The organism is Streptomyces sp. NPDC006711, assembly GCF_042869775.1.
Classification (GTDB): Bacteria; Actinomycetota; Actinomycetes; order Streptomycetales; family Streptomycetaceae; genus Streptomyces.
Genome location: NZ_JBIAGO010000016.1, coordinates 9054 through 32558, shown reverse-complemented (window position 1 = coordinate 32558; position 23505 = coordinate 9054). Strand labels below are relative to the sequence as shown.

At 72.8% G+C, this 23505-nt stretch carries 20 protein-coding genes; 13 read left to right on the top strand and 7 right to left on the bottom strand.

The window, feature by feature from the left end:
• Positions 1 to 97 precede the first annotated feature (97 nt).
• Positions 98 to 1516, top strand: coding sequence for an MATE family efflux transporter (locus ACFYM2_RS26605; RefSeq protein ID WP_388839700.1), 1419 nt, complete (start codon positions 98 to 100; stop codon positions 1514 to 1516).
• Here ACFYM2_RS26605 and ACFYM2_RS26600 read toward each other — a convergent pair.
• The gene (locus tag ACFYM2_RS26600) at positions 1432 to 2652 is read right to left on the bottom strand and encodes a glycosyltransferase 87 family protein (protein WP_388839697.1); all 1221 of its coding nucleotides are present in this window, start codon (positions 2650 to 2652) and stop codon (positions 1432 to 1434) included. The genes ACFYM2_RS26605 and ACFYM2_RS26600 overlap by 85 nt on opposite strands.
• 200 nt (positions 2653 to 2852) lie before the next feature.
• Between ACFYM2_RS26600 and ACFYM2_RS26595 the strand changes: the two genes are divergently transcribed.
• The gene (locus ACFYM2_RS26595; RefSeq protein WP_358995432.1) at positions 2853 to 3995 is read left to right on the top strand and encodes a glycosyltransferase family 4 protein; all 1143 of its coding nucleotides are present in this window, start codon (positions 2853 to 2855) and stop codon (positions 3993 to 3995) included.
• A 477-nt stretch (positions 3996 to 4472) separates the two neighbouring features.
• Here the strand turns inward: ACFYM2_RS26595 and ACFYM2_RS26590 are convergent, their stop codons facing one another.
• Positions 4473 to 6269 carry an AMP-dependent synthetase/ligase gene (locus ACFYM2_RS26590; protein WP_388839694.1) on the bottom strand — a complete coding sequence of 599 codons (1797 nt, stop codon included), beginning with the start codon at positions 6267 to 6269 and terminating at the stop codon, positions 4473 to 4475.
• Positions 6270 to 6544: 275 nt separating this feature from the next.
• Between ACFYM2_RS26590 and ACFYM2_RS26585 the strand changes: the two genes are divergently transcribed.
• The 6 genes from ACFYM2_RS26585 (at position 6545) to ACFYM2_RS26560 (ending at position 11519) form a co-directional block, all read left to right on the top strand.
• The gene (locus ACFYM2_RS26585) at positions 6545 to 7306 is read left to right on the top strand and encodes a metallophosphoesterase (RefSeq protein WP_388839691.1); all 762 of its coding nucleotides are present in this window, start codon (positions 6545 to 6547) and stop codon (positions 7304 to 7306) included.
• A gap of 160 nt (positions 7307 to 7466) precedes the next feature.
• The gene (locus tag ACFYM2_RS26580; RefSeq protein ID WP_358995424.1) at positions 7467 to 7937 is read left to right on the top strand and encodes an SRPBCC family protein; all 471 of its coding nucleotides are present in this window, start codon (positions 7467 to 7469) and stop codon (positions 7935 to 7937) included.
• 2 nt (positions 7938 to 7939) lie between these two features.
• Positions 7940 to 9070: an ArsA-related P-loop ATPase gene (locus tag ACFYM2_RS26575; protein ID WP_388839688.1), complete on the top strand. Its 1131-nt coding sequence runs from the start codon at positions 7940 to 7942 to the stop codon at positions 9068 to 9070.
• 99 nt (positions 9071 to 9169) lie between these two features.
• Positions 9170 to 9601, top strand: a complete 432-nt coding sequence (locus tag ACFYM2_RS26570; protein WP_358995418.1) for a DUF5304 family protein — start codon at positions 9170 to 9172, stop codon at positions 9599 to 9601.
• Positions 9602 to 9719: 118 nt separating this feature from the next.
• A complete protein-coding gene (locus ACFYM2_RS26565; protein WP_350229858.1) occupies positions 9720 to 10673 on the top strand; it encodes an ROK family glucokinase in 954 nt (317 codons plus the stop codon).
• Between the two features lie 96 nt (positions 10674 to 10769).
• Positions 10770 to 11519 carry an endonuclease/exonuclease/phosphatase family protein gene (locus tag ACFYM2_RS26560; RefSeq protein ID WP_358995414.1) on the top strand — a complete coding sequence of 250 codons (750 nt, stop codon included), beginning with the start codon at positions 10770 to 10772 and terminating at the stop codon, positions 11517 to 11519.
• A 570-nt stretch (positions 11520 to 12089) separates the two neighbouring features.
• On the opposite strand, the gene ACFYM2_RS26555 is transcribed toward ACFYM2_RS26560, so the two are convergent.
• Both ACFYM2_RS26555 and ACFYM2_RS26550 read right to left on the bottom strand, forming a co-directional pair.
• Entirely contained in the window at positions 12090 to 12842 is a 753-nt protein-coding gene (locus ACFYM2_RS26555) for a hypothetical protein (protein WP_388839685.1), read from the bottom strand.
• A complete protein-coding gene (locus ACFYM2_RS26550) occupies positions 12751 to 13530 on the bottom strand; it encodes an alpha/beta fold hydrolase (RefSeq protein WP_350229855.1) in 780 nt (259 codons plus the stop codon). The genes ACFYM2_RS26555 and ACFYM2_RS26550 overlap by 92 nt, the downstream gene beginning before the upstream one ends.
• A gap of 156 nt (positions 13531 to 13686) precedes the next feature.
• On the opposite strand from ACFYM2_RS26550, the gene ACFYM2_RS26545 reads away from it, so the two are divergent.
• The 4 genes from ACFYM2_RS26545 to ACFYM2_RS26530 all read left to right on the top strand — a co-directional run bounded on the left by ACFYM2_RS26545 (position 13687) and on the right by ACFYM2_RS26530 (position 17672).
• Complete coding sequence (locus tag ACFYM2_RS26545; RefSeq protein ID WP_388839682.1) at positions 13687 to 14466, top strand: 1-acyl-sn-glycerol-3-phosphate acyltransferase; 780 nt, start codon at positions 13687 to 13689, stop codon at positions 14464 to 14466.
• A 93-nt stretch (positions 14467 to 14559) separates the two neighbouring features.
• Positions 14560 to 15792 (top strand): MacS family sensor histidine kinase, encoded by a 1233-nt coding sequence (gene macS / locus ACFYM2_RS26540; RefSeq protein ID WP_358995407.1) that lies wholly within the window; start codon positions 14560 to 14562, stop codon positions 15790 to 15792.
• Positions 15789 to 16481: a response regulator transcription factor gene (locus tag ACFYM2_RS26535; RefSeq protein ID WP_350229852.1), complete on the top strand. Its 693-nt coding sequence runs from the start codon at positions 15789 to 15791 to the stop codon at positions 16479 to 16481. Before macS ends, ACFYM2_RS26535 begins: the two co-directional genes overlap by 4 nt.
• Before the next feature lie 162 nt (positions 16482 to 16643).
• On the top strand, positions 16644 to 17672 hold the full coding sequence (locus ACFYM2_RS26530; protein ID WP_358995404.1) for a 6-phosphofructokinase: 1029 nt from the start codon (positions 16644 to 16646) through the stop codon (positions 17670 to 17672).
• 98 nt (positions 17673 to 17770) lie between these two features.
• Here ACFYM2_RS26530 and ACFYM2_RS26525 read toward each other — a convergent pair whose 3' ends face one another.
• The 3 genes from ACFYM2_RS26525 to ACFYM2_RS26515 form a co-directional block, all read right to left on the bottom strand.
• Positions 17771 to 19618, bottom strand: coding sequence for an anthranilate synthase family protein (locus ACFYM2_RS26525; protein ID WP_358995402.1), 1848 nt, complete (start codon positions 19616 to 19618; stop codon positions 17771 to 17773).
• Between the two features lie 105 nt (positions 19619 to 19723).
• Positions 19724 to 19780, bottom strand: a complete 57-nt coding sequence (locus ACFYM2_RS26520) for a trp operon leader peptide (protein ID WP_073735655.1) — start codon at positions 19778 to 19780, stop codon at positions 19724 to 19726.
• Positions 19781 to 19801: 21 nt separating this feature from the next.
• Positions 19802 to 21817, bottom strand: coding sequence for an N-acetylmuramoyl-L-alanine amidase (locus ACFYM2_RS26515; protein WP_388839679.1), 2016 nt, complete (start codon positions 21815 to 21817; stop codon positions 19802 to 19804).
• Positions 21818 to 22008: 191 nt separating this feature from the next.
• On the opposite strand from ACFYM2_RS26515, the gene ACFYM2_RS26510 reads away from it, so the two are divergent.
• The gene (locus ACFYM2_RS26510) at positions 22009 to 23349 is read left to right on the top strand and encodes a class II 3-deoxy-7-phosphoheptulonate synthase (protein ID WP_358995397.1); all 1341 of its coding nucleotides are present in this window, start codon (positions 22009 to 22011) and stop codon (positions 23347 to 23349) included.
• Positions 23350 to 23505 lie beyond the last annotated feature (156 nt).

Genomic DNA, 23505 nt, shown 5'->3' with positions numbered 1-23505 from the left:
TGCGCCCCTCGTCTTGTCCGGCCGACACCTGCCATGCTACCTCTTATCGAGTTACCTCGAATCGAGGTATTGGTCGGGGCGGGATACGGGGGGTCGCATGGCTACGGGTGTCACACCGGGTTTCAGGAAGGGGCGCGAGGCAGGCCCGGCCGATCATCGGCGGCGGCTCGCGTCGCTGGCGTACCCGGTCTACTTCGAGCTGCTGTCCGGGGTCACGGCCGGAATCATCAACACCGTCTGGGTGGCCCTGCTCGGCGCCGGGGCGGTCGCAGCCGTCGCCGTCGCCACGAACGTGGAGAACGTGCTGCTCGGCGTCATCCTCATGGCCGGGTCGGGCACCACCGTGCTGGTCGCGAGGGCCCGGGGCGGCGACGACCCCGGGGGCGCCCGGGCCGCGGTGCGGGGCGGGTGGGCGCTGTGGGCACTGCTCACCCCGCTCGTCGCGGTGGGCGGGTTCTGCGGACGCGAGCCTCTGGCCCGGCTCGTGCTCGGCGGGGACGGCGGCGCGGCGCTGCGCCTGGCGAGCGCATACTTCTCCGTCGCCCTGCCCGGCGTCGCCGTCTTCTTCGCCGCCAACGTCGTGGACGGCATCCTCAAGGGCACCGGCGACACCCGCACCCCGATGCGCTTGGCCCTCCTCGCCAACGGCCTGATCCTCGTTCTCGACCCGCTGCTCATCCTGGGCTGCGGCCTCGGCGTCAAGGGTGCGGCCCTGGCCACCGTGGCCGGCCGCGCGGCCGCGCTGGCCCGGGGGCTCGTGGTGCTGCGTCGCACGCTTGCGCCCGCGCCCGGGTCCCCGCCGCGCACCCTGGGCGCGGATCTGCGCCGTACGGTCCTTACCGGTCTGCCGCTCTCGGCCGAGTTCGTCACGCGCATGGGCGGGGCGCTGGCCCTGGTCGCCGTGGTGGCCAGGATCGGGGTCGCCGAGGTCGCCGCGTACGGCATCGCGACCAAGGCGATGTATACGGCGACCATGGCCTTCTACGCGATCCGCCAGGCCGCCGCCCTGCACACCGCGCGTCTGCTGGGCGCAGGCCGGGACGAGCGGGCGGCCGTGGGGCGCGCGGCGCTCGGTCTCTCGGGCGCGGTGGGGTGCGCAGGGGCCCTGGTCCTGGCGGGCGGCGCGCCCTGGATCATGGCGGCGTTCGGCGCGCGGGGCGAGGTGGCCGCCGCCGGGACGCTGTATCTGCGCTGCCTCGGACCGTACCTGGTGCTGCTCGCCTGCTTCATCGCGCTGGGCGGCGTACTCCAGGGCGGGGGCTCGGGGCCGGCGCTCGCCAGGATCACCGGGTGCGGCGTGGCGCTCCAACTGGCGCTCGCCCAGGGCCTGTCGGGGCTCGGACTGCCCGGGGTGTGCCTCGCCATGGCGCTGGCCATGGGCGTCCAGTGCGCGGCCCTGGCGCGGCTGAGGCGCCGTACCCGTACGCCGGCTCAGCCGACGGCGGACGGCGCGGCGGCGCGGGCCGGGCGCGGGGGCAGCGCCTCTCGGGCGGACACGGTCGAGCGCCACAGCTGACGGCAGGCGATCAGGGACGCGGCCACCAGGAGACCGTTGCGCACGAGCAGCAGGAGCACGCCGAGCCGGTCGCTGGCCACCACGTGGGAGAACCAGATGGGGAACTCCAGGACCGTCACACCGGTGGCGACCAGGACCAGCAGCGCGGGCCGTGCCATCGGACCGCGCCGGAAGACCAGGCACACCGCGGCGAGTCCGACCAGCCAGAGCAGGTACTGGGGGCTGATGACCCGGCTGGTCGCCGTGGACAGCAGCACCGCCGTGAACGCCGCGTCCGCCAGGGTGCTCGCCCCCAGCGGGCCCCGGGCCCTGGCGCGCCACAGCACGAGCCAGCCCAGGGCGAGCGCGCTCAGCGCCATCGACAGCGCGGAGACCAGCGACACGTACGGCCCGAGGAATTCCACCGAGCCGTAGTTCAGCCGCACCTCGCCGCGCCAGCCGAAGTGCCGGGCCACATGGAAGACCAGCGCGCCCAGCGACTCGACCTCCGTGCCGCGCTCGCGCTGGAAGGTGAGGAAGGCGAGCGCGCCGGGCGCCGCCGCGACGCAGGCCGCCAGGAGCGCGGCGGCGCTCACCGCCGCGCTCGTCAGGGCGCGGCGCGGGGCACGCACCAGGAGCAGCACGGGCCACACCTTGAGCAGCGCCCCCACGGAGGCGAGCGCGCCCAGGAGCCGGGGGCGGCGGACGCCCGCGAGCAGCGCCGCCACCGCGACGGCGGTCACCATCAGGTCGTAACGGGCGTACGCGGTCGGGCCCAGCAGCGGCACGCCGAGCGTCCACATCCACGCGCCGTTCAAGGACGTGCCCGGCCGGTCCGCCGCGTGCATCAGCAGCCCGAACACCAGTACGTCCGCGAGGAAGGCGAGCACGAAGAACGCCGAGGCGTAGCCGAGGAAGGGCAGCGCCTCGGGGGAGAGCACCGCGAGGGCGGCGAGCGGCGGGTACTGCCAGGTCACGTCGTCGAGCGGGTACGTTCCCGCGCCGAGCACCTGCGCCCAGCCCCGGTAGATGACGTGGACGTCGCTGGTCACGTCGGGGCCGGGCAGGACCAGCACCCTGAAGACGCAGAGCAGCAGGAGATAGCGGGTCGCGGCCCAGGTGGCCGCCACCGCGAGGGTGCGCCGGGGGATGCTCATGTGTCCGTGTCGTCCTTGCGTCCTTCTTGCGTCCTTGTTCAAGGTCCAAGAGGCTCGGTTGAGGGGTCCGGAACCAGCCATGATGCCGGGTGCCCCCGCGGCCCGGCCGTCAGGCGCGGCCGCGCGCCGTCCGCTTGCGCGCCACCGCCGCCCGGGCGGCCCTTCGGCTCCGCGCCCCGGGTTCGGTACTGTCGGCGGCGATGCACAAGACCTTGATCGTGACCAATGACTTCCCGCCGCGCCCCGGCGGGATCCAGGCGTTCCTGCACAACATGGCGCTGCGGCTGGATCCCGAGCGGATCGTCGTCTACGCCTCGACGTGGAAGCGGGGCCGGGAGGGCGTCGAGGCGACCGCGGCCTTCGACGCCGAGCAGCCGTTCACCGTCGTACGGGACCGCGCCACGATGCTGCTGCCGACGCCCCGGGTCACCCGGCGCGCCGTCGGCCTGCTGCGCGAACACGGCTGCGCCTCGGTGTGGTTCGGGGCGGCCGCGCCGCTCGGCCTCATGGGGCCCGCGCTGCGCGCCGCCGGGGCCGAACGCCTGGTGGCGACGACGCACGGACACGAGGCGGGGTGGGCCCAACTGCCCGCCGCGCGGCAGCTGTTGCGGCGGATCGGTGAGGGTACGGACACGATCACCTACCTCGGCGAGTACACCCGGTCCCGGATCGCCGGCGCGCTGACCCCGCAGGCCGCGGCCCGCATGGTCCACCTCCCGCCGGGCGTCGACGAGAAGACCTTCCACCCCGGCTCGGGCGGCGACGCCGTACGCGCCCGGCTCGGGCTCGCCGAGCGGCCCGTCGTGGTCTGCGTGTCGCGCCTGGTGCCGCGTAAGGGCCAGGACACGCTGATCCGCGCGATGCCGGCGATCCTGGCGGCGGTGCCGGACGCGGTGCTGCTCATCGTGGGGGGCGGGCCGTACGAGTCGAAGCTGCGGGGGCTCGCGGCGGATGCCGGGGTCTCGGCGTCGGTCCGCTTCACCGGGGCGGTGCCGTGGGCGGAGCTGCCCGCGCACTACGGCGCCGGTGACGTCTTCGCGATGCCGTGCCGGACGCGGCGCGGGGGTCTGGACGTCGAGGGCCTTGGCATCGTGTACCTGGAGGCCTCGGCGACCGGCCTGCCCGTGATCGCCGGCGACTCCGGCGGGGCGCCGGACGCGGTCCTCGACGGGGAGACGGGCTGGGTGGTCCCGGGCGCCACGCCGGAGCCGGTGGCGGAGCGCGTCGTGACCCTGCTCCAGGATGCGGCTCTGCGGCGGCGGATGGGGGAGCGGGGGCGGGAGTGGGTTGAGCGGAGGTGGCGCTGGGACCTCCTGGCGGAGAAGTTGCGGGGGTTGCTGTAGCGAGTGCGTCTGCCCGTGCGGGGCGGGGCGGGTTGCCTCTGCCCGTGCGGGGCGGCGTGTCCGTGCGGGCCGGGCGCGTTTTGCGCAGTTCCCCGCGCCCCTGGGGACTTCGGTTCGCTTCGGGTGCGGGTTGTACGTGGCTGGGCGCGCAGTTCCCCGCGCCCCTGGCAGGGCTCGTGCTGGCCCGTACCGGCAACCTCAGCCTGTCCGGCGTTTGAGGACGAGGCCGTTCAGGCCGATCGGGGTCTGGGGCGGAGCCCCAGGGACCCTGGCTGCGGACCGTGGCTGGCTGGTCGCGCAGTTCCCCGCGCCCCTGGGCACCTGGCGTCCGCCCGCACCGGGAAGCCGCGCCCCTGGGCACCTGGCGTCCGCCCGCACCGGGAAGCCGCGCCCCTGGGCAACCCGGCATCCGCCCGCGCCGGAAAGCCGCGACCCTGGGCACCTGCCGCCGGCCCGGGCTGGAAACCCGCGGCCCGGTCAGGTCGTGTAGATCGCTTCGATCTCCGGGGCGAAATCCTTCGCCACCACATTCCGCTTCAGCTTCAGCGAAGGCGTGATGTGCCCCGCCTCCTCCGTGAACTGCGCCCCGAGGACCCGGAACTTCCGTACCGACTCCGCCTTGGAGACCGCCGCGTTCCCGTCGTCCACCGCCCGCTGCACCTCCGCCAGGAGCTCCACGTCGTCGCGCAGCGAGAGCGCCGTCGCCCCCGCCGGCTTGCCGTGCTCCTCGGCCCAGCGGCCAAGGAACTCCTCGTCCAGCGTGATGAGCGCGCCCACGAACGGCCGCCCGTCGCCGACCACCATGCACTCGGCGACCAGCGCGTGCGCCCGGATGCGGTCCTCGATCACCGCCGGCGCGACGTTCTTGCCGCCCGCCGTCACGATGATCTCCTTCTTGCGGCCGGTGATCGCGAGGTAGCCGTCCTCGTCCAGGGTGCCGATGTCACCGGTGTGGAACCAGCCGTCGGCCAGCGCCTCGGCGGTCGCGGCCTCGTTGTTCCAGTACCCCTGGAACAGGTGCTCGCCGTGCAGCAGCACCTCGCCGTCGTCCGCGATCCGTACCACCGAGCCCGGCAGCGGCTGCCCGACCGTGCCGATCTTGGGCCGGTCCCAGGGGTTGAACGCGGTCGCCGCGCAGGACTCGGTGAGACCGTAGCCCTCAAGGACCGTGAAGCCGATGCCCCGGAAGAAGTGGCCAAGGCGCTCACCGAGCGGCGCGCCCCCGGAGATCGCGTACTCGCCGCGCCCGCCGAGCACCGCCCGCAGCTTGCTGAAGACGAGCTTGTCGAACACCTTGTGCTTGATCCGAAGGCCGACGGAGGGACCCGCCTGCGTGCTGAGCGCGGTGCTGTAGGCGATCGCCGTGTTGGCCGCCTTGTCGAAGATCGCGCCCTTGCCGTCCGCCTGCGCCTTGGCGCGGGCCGAGTTGTAGACCTTCTCGAAGACGCGCGGCACGCCGAGGATCAACGTCGGCCGGAACGAGGCGAGTTCGTCGGTGAGGTTCTTGATGTCGGGGACGCAGCCGAGCTTGATCGGCGCCATCACCGAGGCCACCTCGACCAGCCGCCCAAAGACATGGGCCGCCGGCAGGAAGAGGAGGACCGAACACTCGCCGGTACGGAAGAGGGGCTTCAGACGCTCCACCACGTTGCCGCACTCCGCGAAGAAGGCGCGGTGGGTCAGCACACAGCCCTTGGGGCGGCCTGTGGTGCCCGAGGTGTAGACGATGGTGGCCGGGTCGTCGGCGTGCGCCGAGGACATCCGCTGGTCGAGCAGGGCGTCGGAGACGTCCGCGCCGGCGGCGGTGAGCCGGGCCACGGCGTCGGCCTCGATGCGCCAGATGCCCTTGAGCGCGGGCAGAGCGGCCCGCACGGACTCCACGGACGCCTCGTGCGCCTCGGACTCCACCAGGGCCAGCGTCGCGGCGGAGTCACCGAGGATCCACTGGATCTGCTCGGGCGAGCTCGTCTCGTACACCGGCACGGTCACCGCGCCCGCGCTCCAGATCGCGAAGTCGAGGAGCACCCACTCGTAGCGGGTGCGCGAGAGCAGCGCCACCCGGTCGCCGGCCTCGACGCCGGAGGCGATCAGGCCCTTGGCGACGGCGCGGACCTCCGCGAGGAACTGGCGGGCGGTGACATCGGCCCAGGCGCCCGCGATCTTGCGGCCCATCACCGCGACATCGGGATGCTGCGTGGCATTGCGGCGGATCAGATCCGTCAGGTTGCCGTCCGAAGGGACCTCGTACAGGGCCGGAAGGCTGAACTCGCGCAAGACTGCTGCTCCTCATCGGGCGCCGGCGCCACGGCTCTGTGTGACGCGCCGGCTGCGGTCCAAGATCGGGCAGGTGCCCGGGGGATTCCGTGGGGGCGGATCATCCGAGCACGACTGGACTGCCCGGACGTTACCCATGGGTAGTGGGTTCCCGATAGGGGGTTCCGGCCAGATGTTCGGTGCGTCACACAACTTTGACTCTGCTTCGCGCACAGTAGTCCACCCCGCTCACCACCCGGAAGTAACCGCAGGTCCGACGGCCTAAGGTGGCAGCCATGCGAGTTCATGTGGTCAGTGACGTGCACGGGAACGCCGAGGGTCTGGCCAAGGCGGGCGAGGGGGCCGACGCCCTGGTCTGCCTGGGTGACCTGGTCCTCTTCCTCGACTACGCCGACCACGCGCGCGGCATCTTCCCCGACCTGTTCGGCGTCGAGAACGCCCATCGGATCGTCGCGCTGCGCACCGCACGGCGCTTCGAGGAGGCCCGTGAGCTGGGCCGTTCCCTGTGGGCCGGTCTCGACCGCGAGGCCGCGATCGAGGCCGCGGTGCGCCGCCAGTACGCCGAGCTGTTCGCCGCCTTCCCCGCCCCGACGTACGCCACCTACGGAAACGTCGACCTGCCTCACCTGTGGCCGCAGTACGCGGGCCCCGGCACCACCGTCCTGGACGGCGAGCGCGTCGAGATAGCGGGGCGCGTCTTCGGCTTCGTCGGCGGGGGCCTTCGCACCCCGATGCGCACGCCCTTCGAAATCTCCGACGAGGAGTACGCCGCGAAGGTCGAGGCGCTTGGCGAGGTCGACGTGCTCTGCTCGCACATCCCGCCCGAGGTCCCCGAGCTCGTGTACGACACCGTCGCCCGCCGCTTCGAACGCGGCTCACGCGCGCTGCTCGCCGCGATCAGGAAGACCCGGCCGCGCTACTCCCTGTTCGGCCACGTCCACCAGCCGCTGGCCCGCCGGATGCGGATCGGCCGCACCGAGTGCGTGAACGTCGGCCATTTCGCGGCCACCTCCCGGCCGTTCGCCCTGGAGTGGTGATCCGGCCACCCGCGCGGAGCCGCCCGTTCCCGGCCCACCGGCCACTGGACGGGCCACCGGCCGGTACGCGATAGCCTGCACCCACCTCCCCGCCGCCGCCGGCACCGCCGGGCGGGGGAGACCCAGACCCACCGGACCGCGCACTGGAGGAGCCACGACGATGGCGGAACACACCAGCTCGTCTATCACCATCGAGGCGGCCCCCGCCGACGTCATGGGCGTGATCGCGGACTTCGCCCGCTACCCGGAGTGGACCGGCGAGGTGAAGGAGGCCGAAGTGCTCGCCACCGACGCCGATGGCCACGCCGAGAAGGTGCGCCTCCTGCTCGACGCGGGCGCCATCAAGGACGACCACACCCTCGCCTACCGCTGGAACGGCAACCAGGTCAGCTGGACCCTGGTCAAGTCCCAGATGCTGCGCACCCTCGACGGTTCGTACACGCTCGCCGACGCCCCCGGCGGCCACACCGAGGTCACCTACCAGCTGACCGTGGACGTCAAGATCCCGATGCTCGGCATGATCAAGCGCAAGGCCGAGAAGGTCATCATCGACCGCGCGCTCGCCGGCCTGAAGAAGCGCGTCGAAAGCGGCCCGGGCGCCCCCGCCGCCGACGGAGCCGAGAAGCCGTAGACGTGCGTACGGTCCTGGTCACCGGCCCCGGCGGCGCGGGCCGCACCATCCACGCGGCGGCGACCGCGCTCGCCGCCGCCCGTCGGGGCGCCCTGGTCACCCTGCTGACCTCGGACCCCCTCCCCGGCGAGCTGGCCGGGGTCACCGTGCGGCGGATCGACGCCGCCGCGCACTTCCGCGCCGAACTCCTCGCCTTCCAGGACCGCGCGGGCGCCGCGCTCGATCTGCTCGGCGCCTCCCGCCTGGACGCCGACGAACTCACCGAACTCCCCGGCGCCGAACAGCTCGCCCTGCTCAGCGCCCTGCGCGAGGCCGCAGCCGACGCACCCGGTCTGCTCGTCGTCGACCTCCCGCCGACCGCGACCGCGCTCGCCACGCTCGCTCTGCCCGAGCAGCTGCGCCGCTATCTGCGCCGTCTTCTGCCGCCCGAGCGCCAGGCAGCCCGCTCGCTGCGCCCGGTCCTCGCCCAGCTCGCCGGGGTGCCGATGCCCGCGCGGTGGCTGTATGAGACCGCCGCGCGCTGGGACCTGGAACTGGCCGCCGTGCAGGCCGTGATCGAGGACAAGGACACCGTCGTACGGCTCGTCGTGGAGCCGGGACCTGCCGCCGCCGACGCCCTGCGCACCGCGCGGCTCGGCCTCGCCGTGCAGCGCCTCGCCCTCGACGCGGTGATCGCCAACCGGCTGCTGCCCGCCGAGACCCCCGATCCCTGGCTCGCCGGGCTCGTCGCCCAGCAGCGCAAGCACCTCGACGCGTTGAACGAGGAGTTCCCCACCGTGCGCGAGGTGGCCCACCTGGGCCGCGACCCACGCGGCGACGACGACCTCGACCTGCTCGACCCCGGCCTCGATCCGGACCGCGCGACGGTGCCGGCCCCGGCGTGGACCGTCGAGGACCGGCTCGCCGAGGACGGCGTCCTGGTGTGGCGCCTGCCGCTGCCCGGCGCCGTCAAGGACGGTCTCTCCCTGGTGCGGCGCGGCGACGAACTCCTGCTCACCGTCGGCCCGTTCCGGCGCGTCGCGGCGCTGCCCTCCGCGCTGCGCCGCTGCTCGGTGGCCGGGGCGGCGCTGCGCGAGGGCGTACTGGACATCCGCTTCGCGCCCGATCCGGGCCTGTGGCCCCGCGGACACTGAGACATCCCGGCCCATGGCCCCGCGGACACTGAACGCGATACCCCCGTTCGGGTAACGTCGAGGGAAACAGCCCGTAGGAACCAGCCGCTGGAGTCCGCCATGAGCGAAGCCACCGAGCGCCCCGCACCCGACGCGGATGCCTGGGCCGACGCCTGCGCCGAGGACCTGGCCGCCGAGAAGGAGCGCCGCCGCGCCCAGTACGGCACCCCACCGGGTTCCGCCGCCGAGGAGCTGCGCAAGCTGTTCGAGGCCGTGAGCGACAAGGTCGGCGGGCTCTTCACCGGCCCGGCCGGGCTCTCCGGGCTCGCCGCCCAGGGGGCCGTGCAGCAGCTGATCAGCCAGGCGAAGTCCGCCGTCGAGCCCGTCATCGAGCGCAACCCCGAGGTCTTCGACCACCTCGCCGCGGCCGGCGGCGAACTGCTCGCGGCCTACCGCTCCGCCGTCGAGCGGCACGAGCGCCGCTGGACGGCCGCCGACGACGCCAAGCGCGACGAGGGTCCGGGAGCGGCCGAGCACATCGACCTCGACTGAGACGGCCGGGAGACGGCGCTGGTCTCACACCCCGGACGAACGCGGACGCGGCACGCTGAGGGCCGCCCCGCCTCGGGTACGGTTGGCCGTAGCGGGGCTCGACCGAACTGAGGGATTCATGGGACTCACCATCGGTGTCGATATCGGCGGCACGAAGATCGCGGCGGGCGTGGTCGACGAGGAGGGCAACATCCTCTCGACCCACAAGGTGCCGACCCCCGGCACGCCCGAAGCCATCGTGGACGCGATCGCCTCGGCCGTCGAGGGAGCGCGCGCCGGACACGAGATCGTGGGCGTGGGCATCGGGGCCGCCGGTTACGTCAACCGCCAGCGCTCCACCGTCTACTTCGCGCCCAACATCGACTGGCGCCAGGAACCGCTCAAGGAGAAGGTCGAGCTGCGCGTCGGCCTCCCCGTCGTCGTCGAGAACGACGCCAACGCGGCCGCCTGGGGCGAGTACCGCTTCGGCGCGGGCAAGGGCCACCGCAACGTCATCTGCATCACGCTCGGCACCGGCCTCGGCGGCGGCATCATCATCGGGAACAAGCTGCGCCGCGGACACTTCGGGGTGGCCGCCGAGTTCGGTCACATCCGGATGGTGCCGGACGGGCTGCTGTGCGGCTGCGGCAGCCAGGGCTGCTGGGAGCAGTACGCCTCGGGCCGCGCCCTCGTGCGGTACGCGATGCAGCGCGCCAACGCCACCCCCGAGCGCGCCGAGTTCCTGCTCGGGCTCGGCGACGGCACCCCCGAGGGCATCGAGGGCAAGCACATCTCGATGGCCGCGCGTCAGGGCGACCCGGTCGCGGTCGACTCCTACCGGGAGCTGGCGCGCTGGGCGGGCGCGGGCCTGGCCGATCTGGCCTCGCTCTTCGACCCCTCCGCGTTCATCGTGGGCGGCGGGCTCTCGGACGAGGGCGAGCTGGTGCTCGACCCGATCCGCAAGTCCTACAAGCGCTGGCTGGTCGGCGGCAACTGGCGCCCGGTCGCCGACGTCATCGCGGCCCAGCTCGGCAACAAGGCCGGGCTGGTCGGCGCCGCCGACCTGGCGCGCCAGCCCGACCCGATCATGTAGCGCACGCCGCGCCGGCGACCCCGTCGGCGCCGCGTGCGTCATCGGCGCCCGCCGCGTCCTGTCCGGACCGGCGGGCGCTGTCATACGTTGTGGACCATGACGACCCCCGGCGGCGAACTGCCCGCGTCCGCGACGGAGAACGGCGCGGCCGTGATCCGCGTCCTCAGCTACAACATCCGCTCGATGCGCGACGACAACGCGGCGCTCGCCCGGGTGATCCGGGCCTGCGAACCCGATCTGGTCCTCATCCAGGAGGCGCCGCGCTTCTTCCGCTGGCGCAAGGCCGCGGCGCGCCTCGCGGCGGCGAGCGATCTGGTGATCCTTGGCGGCGGGGCCACGGCCGCGGGCCCGATGCTGCTCTGCTCCCTGCGTGCCACCGTGGAACGCACCGAGGACGTGCTGCTTCCGCTCACTCCAGGGCTGCACCGGCGTGGTTTCGCGACCGCCGTGGTACGGATCGGGGGCGCCAGGATCGGCGTCCTGAGCGCGCATCTCAGCCTTCAGGAGGCCGAGCGGTACGGGCAGGCGGGCGCGCTGCTCGACAAGCTCGCCGCGATGGGGGTGGACCACGCGGTCGCGGGTGGCGACCTGAACGAGCGTCCCGGCGGGCGGGCCTTCGCCCGGATCGCCGGGACGCTGCGGGACTGCTGGGAAGTCGCCCCGTGGGGAGGGGAGTTCACCTCCACGCCGGGTGATCCGCACCAGCGGATCGACGCGGTCTTCGTCACGGCGGGGATCGAAGTGCTGGCCTGCGGGGTGCCGTTGTCCTTGACGCGGCGGGACGACCTCCTGGCCGCGACGGACCACCTCCCCGTCCTGGCCACCCTCCGCGTCCCAACCCGGTGAGCCACGATACCCATGCGGCGCCCGGCTCCCTGGGGCTCCGCCCCAGACCCCGTTCGCGCTGAAGGCGCTCGCCCTCAAACTCCCCCAAGGCCTTAAGGGCCAGGGGGACCCCCATGGCAGGCTGAGGTTGCCAATGCCGGCCCGCGCCGAGTAGTTAAGGGGCGCGGGGAACTGCGCGCTCAGCCACGCACGGTCCGCAGCCGGGGTCCCTGGGGCTCCGCCCCAGACCCCGTTCGGGCCTGAAGGGCCCTCGTCCTCAAACGCCGGACGGGCTGGGGATGCCCATGCTGGCCCGCGCCGCGTAGGGCTGGGGATGCCAATGCTGGCCCGCACCGACCCTGCCAGGGGCGCGGGGAACTGCGCGACCAGCCACCCACGGCCGGCAGCCGGGGTTCCCGATCGGCCTGAACGGCCTCGTCCTCAAACGCCGGACGGGCTGAGGATGCCAATGCCGGCCCGCGCCGAGTAGTCAGGGGCGCGGGGAACTGCGCGAACGGCAACCCGGGTCGTGCGACCGGGCCCGCGCCGACCCACCCCGCGCAACCCACCCCGCACCGGCCCGGCGGGGTCTCAGACGACCGCGCCGCGACCCGGGTCGTCGTCATCCTCGTCATCCGGCCGCATCCGCGCGAACAACGTCGCGATGCCACCCAAGAACCCGCCCACCCCCAGCGCCGTGAGCCACCACGTCATGTCCCAGGCGAACACCGCCGCCAGGACGAGCAGCAGCGGGCCGCCCACCACGCCGAGCCACGCGAACTTCGCCGTCGCGTCGGCCTCCGGCAGCGGCGGCGGCTCCGGCGGCACGAAGTGGCCCTCGTCCGAGCCGTCCGAGCCGTCCGCGTCGTCCCGCGCACCACCCGACGGCTCGGCGGGCGAGAAGTCACGCGGCCCGCGCACGCCCGGCGCGAACACCACCGAGCTGCCCAGCGCCGGCTTGCCCAGCCCCTTGTCGGGCCCGGTGTCCGGCCCCTTGTCCCGGTCCTTCTCGGACTCCTCGGCCTCGGCCGCGCCACCCTCGTCCCCAGCCGCGTCCGGCGCACCGGGCGCACCCGGCACCACGCCCGCCGCACCCCGCCCGTCCGGCTCTTCCTCGATCAGCGCCAGATCCTCCACGGATCTGAACGGTCTGCTACCGGGCGGGTCGGCCGGCTCCTCGCCGTACCCCGCCACGATCGCCGCCCACGCAGCCTCTTCGTCGATCGGCTGCGGCTCGCGGTCCGCGTCGTGCTCAGCCACCGCTCGTGCTCCCCTTCGTCCCGACCCCAGGAGCGAGGCGGCCGATGAAGGCAAGGCTCTCTTCGAAGATCCGCTCCGCGTCATGGTCCAACGTCGCCACGTGGTAGCTCTGTTCCAGCAGGATCTCCTTGACGTCCGTGGAGGAGACCCGGCTGAGGATCCGCGCCGTGTCGGCGGGCGGCACCACATGGTCCTGCGGGCTGTGCAGGATCACCAACGGCTGCGTGACCTGCGGCAGTTCACCGTCGACCAGGGTGAAGAAGGTGCGCAGCGAGTGCGCCGCGTGCAGCGGCACCCGGTCGTAGCCGATCTCCCGGGAGCCCTCCTTGGCGATGTCGCTCGCGATGCCCTTGGTGGAGGGCACGAGGTGGCGCACCACCGGCAGCGCGTGGGCGGCCAGACCGTGCACCTTGTTGCCCGGGTTGACGAGCACGAGGCCCGCCACCGCGTCGCCGTGCTTGGCGGCGAGGCGCAGCGCGAGCGCGCCGCCCATCGAGAGCCCGAAGACGAAGACCCGGGAGCAGCGCTCAAGGAGCTCGCACAGGGCGCGGTCCACCTCCGCGTACCAGTCCTGCCAGCCCGTGAGCTGCATGTCCTGCCAGCGCGTGCCGTGGCCGGGCAGGAGCGGCAGCGAGACGGTGAAACCGCGCTCCGCGAGGTGATCGGCCCAGGGGCGCAGCGACTGCGGGGAACCGGTGAAACCGTGACAGAGGAGGACGCCGACCTCTCCGCCCTCGTGGCGGAACGGCTCGGCTCCAGGGAGGACCGGCACCAGGGGTCTCCTGTTCATGAGCGGGGGCGAGGGGTGTTGCGGGGGAGTCGTACTTCACGGTACGCGACCGGACCGACACCGACCAGAGCCGTCACGCGGGGAGGGCGGCCCCCGCACGGGTTAAGGTCTGTTCGACAAGCACAGGAAGGCATCCGAGTGATCTACGGCGCAATGAAGTTCTCCATCGGCGGCTCGCTGAAGCTCGCCTTCAGGCCGTGGGTGGAGGGCCTGGAGAACATCCCCGCCGAGGGCCCGGCCATCCTCGCGAGCAATCACCTCTCGTTCTCGGACTCCTTCTTCCTGCCGGCCGTACTCGACCGGAAAGTGACCTTCATCGCCAAGGCCGAGTACTTCACCTCACCCGGAGTCAAGGGCAGGCTGACGGCCGCGTTCTTCAAGGGCGTCGGCCAGCTCCCGGTGGACCGCTCGGGCGCGCGCGGCGCCGGCGAGGCCGCGATCAAGGCCGGCATCGACGTGATCAAGAGCGGCGGCCTCTTCGGCATCTACCCCGAGGGCACCCGCTCGCCCGACGGCCGCCTCTACCGGGGCAAGCCGGGCGGCCTCGCCCGGGTCGCGCTGGCCACCGGTGCCCCCGTCATCCCGGTCGCCATGATCGACACCGAGAAGATCCAGCCGCCCGGCAAGGTCGTCCCCAAGCTGATGCGACCCGGCATCAGGATCGGCAAGCCGCTCGACTTCAGCCGTTACCAGGGCATGGAGGGCGACCGCTTCATCCTGCGGTCGGTGACCGACGAGGTCATGTACGAGATCATGAAGCTCTCCGGCCAGGAGTACGTCGACATCTACGCGACCGCGGCCAAGCGGCAGATCGCGGACGAGGCCAAGCGGGCCGCCGACGAGCAGAAGGCCGTTGAGAAGGCGGAGAGGGCCCGCGAGGCCGAGCAGGCCAAGCGGGCGGAACGACCGGGCGACTAGGGGGTGTCTGGTGGATCAGGCGCGCCCCCGGCCATGGTCCACCAGACACCCCCTAGCCGCGTTCTTCCAGGGGGCGGGCGCGGGGTGGGGGAGATGGCGAAGCGCGAACGAGTCGTACGCATGTCGGTGGAGCTGCCGCTGTGGCGTGCCCTGACGGGCTACCGGGTGCTCACCACTCTCTACGCCCTGGCGCTCTTCGCCAACGGGTACGCGAAGTTCGAACGGCCCTGGGTCGGCATCGGCTACCTCGCGGTGCTCACCCTGTGGAACGCCGCGACGCTGCCCAGGGTGGCGGGCGCGGCCGCCTGCACCAAGCGCTTTCTGGCCATCGACCTCACCGTCGTCCTCACCGGCATCCTGCTGACCCCGCTCGCCGACCTGGACGCCCAGCACATCGACGGCCCGACGCTGCCGTCGATAGCGGCGGCCGGCGCGGTGCTCGCGTGTGCGATCAAGGGCGGCTGGCGCTGGGCCGCGTTCGCCTCCTCCCTGGTGGCCGTCGCCAACATCGTGGAGCGCGCCCACCCCACCCGGGACACCTTCCACAACGTGCTCCTGGTGTGGATCGCCTCCATCGCGATCGGCTACATCGTCGAGGTGGCCCGGGCCAGTGAGGCCACGCTCGCGCGCGCCCTGGAGATCGAGGCGGCCACGCGCGAACGCGAGCGCCTGGCCCGCGACATCCACGACAGCGTGCTCCAGGTGCTCGCCATGGTGCAGCGCAGGGGCAGCGCGCTAGGCGGCGAGGCGGCGGAGCTCGGACGGATGGCGGGCGAGCAGGAGGTCGCCCTGCGCACCCTGGTCTCCAGCGGCATGGTGGCCACGAGCCGGGCCTCCGAGGACGCGGCCAACGGCGCCGTCGTCCGCGTGGTGGAGGTCCCCGACGAGGCCGATGAGCGCGCCGGGTCGGAGGGGGCCGGCACCGTCGATCTGCGCTCGCTGCTCGCCCCGCACGCGGGATCGCGGGTCTCCTTCGCGGAACCGGGCGCTCCGGTGCTGCTGGCGCCCGCCGCCGCGCGGGAGCTCGCGGCCGCTGTCAGTGCCGCCCTGGACAATGTCCGCAGGCACGCGGGCGAGGCGGCCCGGGCCTGGATCCTGGTGGAGGACTGGGGGGACGAAGTGATCGTGACGGTGCGGGACGACGGGCCCGGCATCCCGGCGGGCCGGCTTGAGAAGGCCGAGGGGGAGGGGCGCATGGGCGTCGCTCTCTCGATCCGGGGTCGGCTGCGCGACCTGGGCGGCACGGCGGAGCTGATCTCGGTGCCGGGCCAGGGTACGGAAGTGGAACTGAAGGTCCCTCGGGGGAAGGCAGGACGGTACGGATGACGGAGCAGCAGACGGCGCGGGCGGACGCGACGGTACGGGTGATGGTGGTCGACGACCACCCGATGTGGCGCGACGCGGTCGCCCGTGACCTCGCGGCCGCCGGCTTCGACGTGGTGGCCACGGCGGGCGACGGACCGCAGGCGGTGCGCAGGGCCCAGGCCGTGGCGCCCGACGTCCTGGTACTCGACCTCAACCTGCCGGGCATGCCCGGCGCCCAGGTCTGCAAGGAGCTGGTCGCCGCCAACCCGGCGCTGCGGGTCCTGGTCCTTTCGGCGTCGGCCGAGCACGCCGACGTCCTGGAGGCGGTGAAGTCCGGCGCGCTCGGCTACCTCCTGAAGTCGGCGAGCGCCGAGGAGCTGACCGACGCCGTGCGCCGCACGGCCGTCGGCGACCCGGTGTTCACGCCCGGCCTGGCCGGCCTGGTCCTCGGTGAGTACCGCAGGCTCGCGAGCGACCCGGCGCCCGCGACCCCCGACGAGCCCAAGGCCCCCCAGCTCACCGAGCGCGAGACCGAGGTGCTGCGCCTGGTCGCCAAGGGCCTGAGCTACAAGCAGATCGCCGAGCGCCTGGTCATCTCGCACCGCACGGTGCAGAACCACGTCCAGAACACCCTGGGCAAGCTCCAGCTGCACAACAGGGTGGAGCTCGTGCGGTACGCGATAGAACGCGGCCTCGACAGCGTCGGCTGAGGCCGCGCGGCCAAGGCCGAGGACCATCCCTCGTACGGGTGAACGACGGGGCGTCAACTTCCTTGATTGTCCCGGGAATTGACCTTTCGCCCCATCCCGGAGTGACGTACGTCACCACTAGCGTGGACCGCGTACGTCACTCCCAGGTGAAGGGACCATTCCATGCGGGTCGGAGTACTGACCGGAGGCGGTGACTGCCCCGGACTCAACGCCGTCATCCGGGGCATCGTCCGCAAGGGTGTGCAGGAGTACGGATACGAGTTCACCGGGTTCAAGGACGGCTGGCGCGGCCCGCTGGAGGGCGTCACCGTCCCCCTCGACATCCCGGCGGTGCGCGGCATCCTGCCGCGCGGCGGCACCATCCTCGGCTCCTCGCGCACCAACCCCCTCAAGGCCGAGAACGGTGTGCGCCGCATCAAGGAGAACCTCGCCAAGTACGAGATCGACGCGGTGATCGCGATCGGCGGCGAGGACACCCTGGGCGTCGCGGCCCGCCTGAGCGACGAGTACGGCATCCCTTGCGTCGGCGTGCCCAAGACGATCGACAACGACCTCTCCGCCACCGACTACACCTTCGGCTTCGACACCGCCGTGGGCATCGCGACCGAGGCCATCGACCGGCTGCACACCACGGCGGAGTCGCACATGCGCGTCCTCGTCGTCGAGGTCATGGGCCGGCACGCGGGCTGGATCGCCCTGCACTCGGGCCTGGCCGGCGGCGCCAACGTCATCCTCATCCCCGAGCAGCGCTTCGACATCGACCAGGTCTGCGGCTGGATCACCTCCCGCTTCAAGGCCTCTTACGCCCCCATCGTCGTCATCGCCGAGGGCGCCATGCCCAAGGACGGCGAGCTGGTGCTCAAGGACGGCACGCTCGACTCCTTCGGCCACGTACGCCTGTCCGGCGTCGGCGAGTGGCTGGCCAAGGAGATCGAGAAGCGCACCGGCAAGGAGGCCAGGACCACCGTGCTTGGCCATGTCCAGCGCGGCGGCACTCCGAGCGCGTTCGACCGGTGGCTCGCGACCCGCTTCGGCCTGCACGCAATCGACGCGGTGCGCGACGGCGCCTTCGGCTCGATGGTGGCGCTGCGCGGCACGGACATCGTCCGGGTACCGATCTCGCAGGCCACCTCGAAGCTGAAGACCGTGGACCCCGCGCTCTACGCCGAGGTGGGCGTCTTCTTCGGCTGAAACGGCCAGGGGGCGCGCCCGGGGCCGGGCCGGACACCGTCGATGTCCGGCCCACCCCGGCCGCCCCGCCCCGGCCGCCCCGCGCCCCAGGGCCGGGGTCAGCTCACCCTCACCCCGGCCAGCAGTTCGCGGACCACCTCGGGCCCGCGCAGCGTCAGCACCGACTCCGGGTGGAACTGGATCCCCGCGTACCCCGGGCCCCGCAGCGCGTGCACCTCCCTCGTCACCGGGTCGAGCGACACCTCCACGCCCGAGGGCGCCACCTCGCAGCGCGCCGCGAAGCTGTTGTAGAACCCCACCGTCTCCTCGCGCCCGAACAGGTCGATCACCGCTTGCGCCCCCTGGTGCGGCTCCTGCTTGCGCACGATCTCCAGGCCGAGTTCCGCCGCGATCAGCTCATGGCCGAGGCACACCCCGAGCAGCCCGTGCCGGTGCGAGCGCAGCAGTTCGGCCGCGAGCGGGCGAAGCAGGCGCATCTTGGGATCGTCCGCGTCCAGCGGGTCGCCGGGCCCCGGGCCGAGGACCAGCGGACCCTCGTGGCCCCGCACCCGTTCGCGCAGCCCGGGCGCGTCGTAGCGCAGCACCGCCACGTCCAGGCCGAGCGAGCGCAGCATGTGCGCGAGCATCGCGGTGAAGGTGTCCTCGCCGTCCACCACGAGCGCCGAGCCGGCCGGCGCCTGCGGACGGTCCCGCATCCGCAGCCAGAACGGCGCGAGGCCGGCCCGCCGCCCGTCCAGCGCGGCCCGCACCCGGGGATCGTCGGCCAGGCGCGCCTGCCCGGGCTCGGTGGCGGGGCGGGCGGGCCGCACGCCGAGCGCCGCGAGGACGCCCGCCGCCTTGGCGTGTGTCTCGGCGACCTCGCCCGCCGGATCCGAGTGCCGTACGAGGGTGGCGCCGACCGGCACCCGCAGACGGCCCGAGGCCGCGATGTCCGCCGTGCGGATCAGGATGGGCGAGTCGAGCGTCTGGTTGCCGCCCGCGTCCTGGCCGAGCAGCGCGAGCGCGCCCGCGTAGTAGCCGCGCCCGCCGTGCTCGTACCGCTCGATGACCCGGCACGCGTTCTGCACCGGCGAGCCGGTGACCGTCGCCGCGAACATCGTCTCCCGCAGGACGTCGCGCACATCGAGCGAGGAGCGGCCCCTCAACTCGTACTCGGTGTGCGCGAGATGGGCCATCTCCTTCAGGCGGGGCCCGATCACCACGCCGCCCATGTCGCCGACCGTGCACATCATCTTGAGCTCTTCGTCGACGACCATCGACAGCTCGTCGGTCTCCTTGCGGTCGGCGAGGAAGGCCAGCAGGCCATCGGCGGTGGGGCCGCCCGCCGGGTAGCGGTAGGTCCCGCTGATCGGGTTCATGACCACCGTGCCGCCGGACATCCGCACATGCACCTCGGGGCTCGCCCCCACCAGCACACGGTCTCCGGTGTGCACCACATACGTCCAGTACGCCCCCCGCTCGCCCGCCAGGAGCCGGCCGAACAGGGCCAGCGCGTCGGCCCGGCAAAAGCCCGGGATCTCGCCCGTGTAGGTGCGCCGGATGACGAAGTTGGCGCCCTCGCCCCGGCCGATCTCGTCGTCGACGACCCGGCGCACGGTGCTCGCGTACTCCTCGTCGCCGACGTCGAAGCCGCCGCCCTCGACCCGGACCTCGTGCGCGGGCAGCGCGGCGAGCACGTCCGCGAGCGGCAGTTCGTACCTCTCGTCCGCGACCAGTACCGCCAGCGGCGTCTCGTCGTCGCGTACGTCGAAGCCGCGCTCCCTGATCTGGCGGAACGGCACCAGGGCGAGCGCGGGCCGCTCCCCGACCGGCAGGTCGGCCAGGCGCTCAACCTCGTGGACCGGGCCGATCAGTACCTCGACGGTGTCGTGGTCACGGCCGGGGGTGCGTCTGCGCAGCAGCGCGAACGGCGGGCAGTTCTCTTCCAACAGCCTCTGGATGAGCATGAGGTGGCGGCTTCCTTCCGGTGGTGAGCGGGAGGAGCGGCCCGGGAAAACAGTGAAGGCCGCCCCTCGGGGCGGCCTTCGTGCGTCTGTGGGTACGCGCGGGAATCAGTGGGCCGCCGGATGAGCGGTCCACCACCAGTTACGGGTCGAGTGCGCGAACATGCCGGGCACTGTACCCGATGTCTAGCGGCCGGGGGTGACCTGCTGGACGTCGGCCGCCCGCACCCAGGCGATCCGGTGGTTGTAGCGGATCGGGTAGAAGGTCTGGGCGCCCTTGACCAGGGTGCCGAGCGTGGTGCCGCCGTAGTAGTAGTCGCCCGCGACCATGTCACCCGCGGCCACGTAGGCCTGGCCGGCGGGGATGCCGTACTTGGTCAGGGACGCGGAGTTGCTGCCCTGCACCGGCACCCCGGTGCCCGCGTAGGCGGCGTCCTCGGGGTAGGAGCGCCCGTAGACCGCCACCGGGTCGCTGCCCTTGGCCGTGAGGACGACCGGGGCCGCCGAGCGTCCCACGACGGAGGTGTAGCGGCCGCCCGGGTTGTGGAACCAGGCCTTCTGGCCGCCGTACCAGATCGCCGTCCAGTCGCCCTGCTGGTCCGCGACGACGTACCGGCCGCCCGCGACGACCTTGTTGGCCCAGTTCGGGCCCTCCGTGGCGACCTGCTGTCCCAGGTAGGGGTCGCTCAGCGGGGCGGCGTCGGTGGACGGGGCGGCGTAGAGATAGCCGAAGTTGACCGGCTGGTCGAAGGTGGTGCGGACCTTGGTGGCGGGGTCGTAGTACGTCGTCGTCGTGCCGGCCTCGAACGGCGGCGCGACCTTCACGACCTGCCCGGCGACGGGCATCTTGGCGCGCGCGCAGTCGTCGGCGCCGAGCAGGGACATGTAGTGGTTCCAGTCCCAGAACGGGCCCGGGTCCCAGTGCTGCCCTGCGACGTAGCCGTCCAGGGGACCGGGCACCTCGTCGTGGCCGATGATGTGCTCACGGTCCAGGGGGATGGAGAACCGGCCGGCCAGGTACTTCACGAGCGTCGCGGACGCGTCGTACAGCGGCTCGCCGTACCAGCTGCCCTGCTTCATGGCGAAGCCCACGTGCTCGATGCCGAGCGCGTGCATGTTCACCGTCTTGTTGCCCGCGTGGTAGGCCTCGTCCTTGGTCGCCACCACCTGCGTGACCAGGCTGCCGTCGTCCTTGACGAGGTAGTGCGTGCTGGCCGAGCTCTTGGGGTCCTGGAAGGTCTTGACGGAGCCGTCGTAGGAGCCCTCGGTGTCGTGGATGACGATCTGGCGGATGTCGTACCCGCCCTGCGGCCGCATCGCCACGTTGTAGTTGTTCGGGTCGGCCGGCCGGTAGTCGCAGGTGAGCCCGGCCGGGCACTCGGGGGCCGGGGCCGCAGGGTCCGCCGCGGGCGCCCTCGTGGCGGGCTTCGCCGGCTCGATGCCGGGGTCGGCGGGCAGCGCGAGCACCTGGCCGTCGCCGGTGACGCGGCGCTCGCCGGAGCGCACCGAGTCGAAGACGCGCCCGGCGAAGGCGTCGGCGCTCCTGGCGTCGGGGGCCTGGCTGTAGCGGGCGACCGCCGGGTACCAGGCGCCGGGGTCGGCCGGCAGCGAGCCGGTCGCCGCCCGCTGGTAGCGGGCCAGCAGGGCCGCGCCCGCCCGGACGCTCTGCCCGGCGTCGGCGCGTACGGTCTCCACCGGCTCGCCGATGAGCCGCGCGGCCTCCTCCAGGGTGTGCAGCCGGGGGTCGGTGGTGTCGACGGCGGGGTCGGCGAGCGGCGCCCGGCGCGCGTCGAACCGCTTCATGACGGCCGGGTCGCCGCTCAGGTCGAGATGGGCGAGCCGGTCGGCGGCGCTCGGCCGCTCCACGTCGCCGGGCCGCACCCGGGTCAGGCCCATGACGTTGTACGCGCCCGACGTGCTGGGCTCTCCGTCGTGGTCCTCCCAGCGCGTCTGGCGGTAGGAGACCGCCATCAGGACGCTCTGGGGAACCTTGAACTCCCTTGCCGCGCGGGCGAATTGGTCCTGAAGGGCCGAGGCGCCGGCGCCGGCGGCGCCCTGGGTCCCGGCCGCCACCGTCGCCCCCGGACCTTGCGCGGCGAACGCCTGGGGGCCGAGCGCGGTGAACGCCAGGGCCCCCGCCGCCGCGTACCCCACGAGCTTCCCGCCCGTGCGGTTCCTGTGTTTCCGCTGCCCGCTGGTCATGCTTCGGATCACGCCCCCCCTGGTCGCCTTTGTCCGGAATTAAGTAACTGGCGTGACAGTAACAGGGGATGATCATGGTCGGTCACGCCCGAGGACCGCCCGGACGGCATGCCTGCCCTTCCGGTCATGTCCGCGTGGCCGGTGTCTCATTAGGTGGTCGCCGGGCTGGACGGCCGGACGGACCCCGTAATGTGGGTGCGGTGACCGTGAACGTAAACACCTGGCGTGACCTTCCCGCGGCGCAGCAGCCCGAGTACCCGGATGCCGAGGCTCTGCGCGATGTGATCGCGGACCTCGAGTCGTATCCGCCACTCGTCTTCGCGGGCGAGTGCGACCAGCTGCGTGCCCGGCTGGGAGCCGTCGCCCGGGGCGAGGCGTTCCTGCTCCAGGGCGGTGACTGCGCCGAGGCCTTCGACGCCGTGTCGGCCGATCACATCCGGGCCAAGCTGAAGACCCTCCTCCAGATGAGCGCCGTCCTCACCTACGCGGCCTCCGTGCCCGTGGTGAAGGTCGGCCGCATCGCCGGCCAGTACTCCAAGCCCCGCTCCAAGGGCACCGAGACCCGCGACGGCGTGACCCTGCCCACCTACCGGGGCGACTCGGTGAACGGCTTCGCCTTCACCGAGAAGGACCGGGTGCCCGACCCCGAGCGCCTGAAGCGGATGTACCACGCGTCCGCCTCCACGCTCAACCTGGTCCGCGCCTTCACCACCGGCGGCTACGCCGACCTGCGCCAGGTGCACGCCTGGAACCAGGACTTCGTGAAGTCCTCCCCGTCCGGCCAGCGCTACGAGCAGCTGGCCCGCGAGATCGACAACGCGCTGAACTTCATGAAGGCCTGCGGCACCGACCCGGCCGAGTTCAAGGCCGTGGAGTTCTACGCCTCGCACGAGGCGCTGCTGCTCGACTACGAGTCGGCGCTCACCCGCGTCGACTCGCGCACCGGGCAGCTGTACGACACCTCGGGCCACATGGTCTGGATCGGTGAGCGCACCCGGCAGCTGGACGGGGCGCACATCGAGTTCGCCGCCAGGATCCGCAACCCGATCGGCATCAAGCTCGGTCCCTCGACCTCCGTCGACGAAGCGCTCACCTACGTGGACCGCCTCGACCCGGACCGCGAGCCGGGCCGGCTGACCTTCGTCGTGCGCATGGGTGCCGACAAGGTCCGCGACAAGCTCCCCGAGCTGGTCGAGAAGGTCACGGCCTCCGGCGCGGTCGTCGCCTGGGTCACCGACCCGATGCACGGCAACACCTTCGAGGCGGCATCGGGCCACAAGACGCGCCGCTTCGACGACGTCCTGGACGAGGTCAAGGGCTTCTTCGAGGTCCACAAGGCGCTCGGCACCCACCCGGGCGGCATCCATGTCGAGCTCACCGGTGACGACGTCACCGAGTGTGTGGGCGGCGGTCACGAGATCTTCGTCGACGACCTCCACCAGCGCTACGAGACGGCCTGCGACCCGCGTCTGAACCGGAGCCAGTCGCTCGACCTGGCGTTCCTGGTCGCCGAGATGTACCGCGACCAGTAGTTTTTCGCCGTTCACAGCAGTGGGGGGCGGTTTCCATTTTTGGCCGCCCCCACCGGGGTACGGGGGGGGGGCGCCCCCCGGCCCGCCGCGGGTGTCATTTCGGGATGACGTCGCGGAGCATCCGCTACTTACTCCTGAAGATCCACAAGCGCCGGT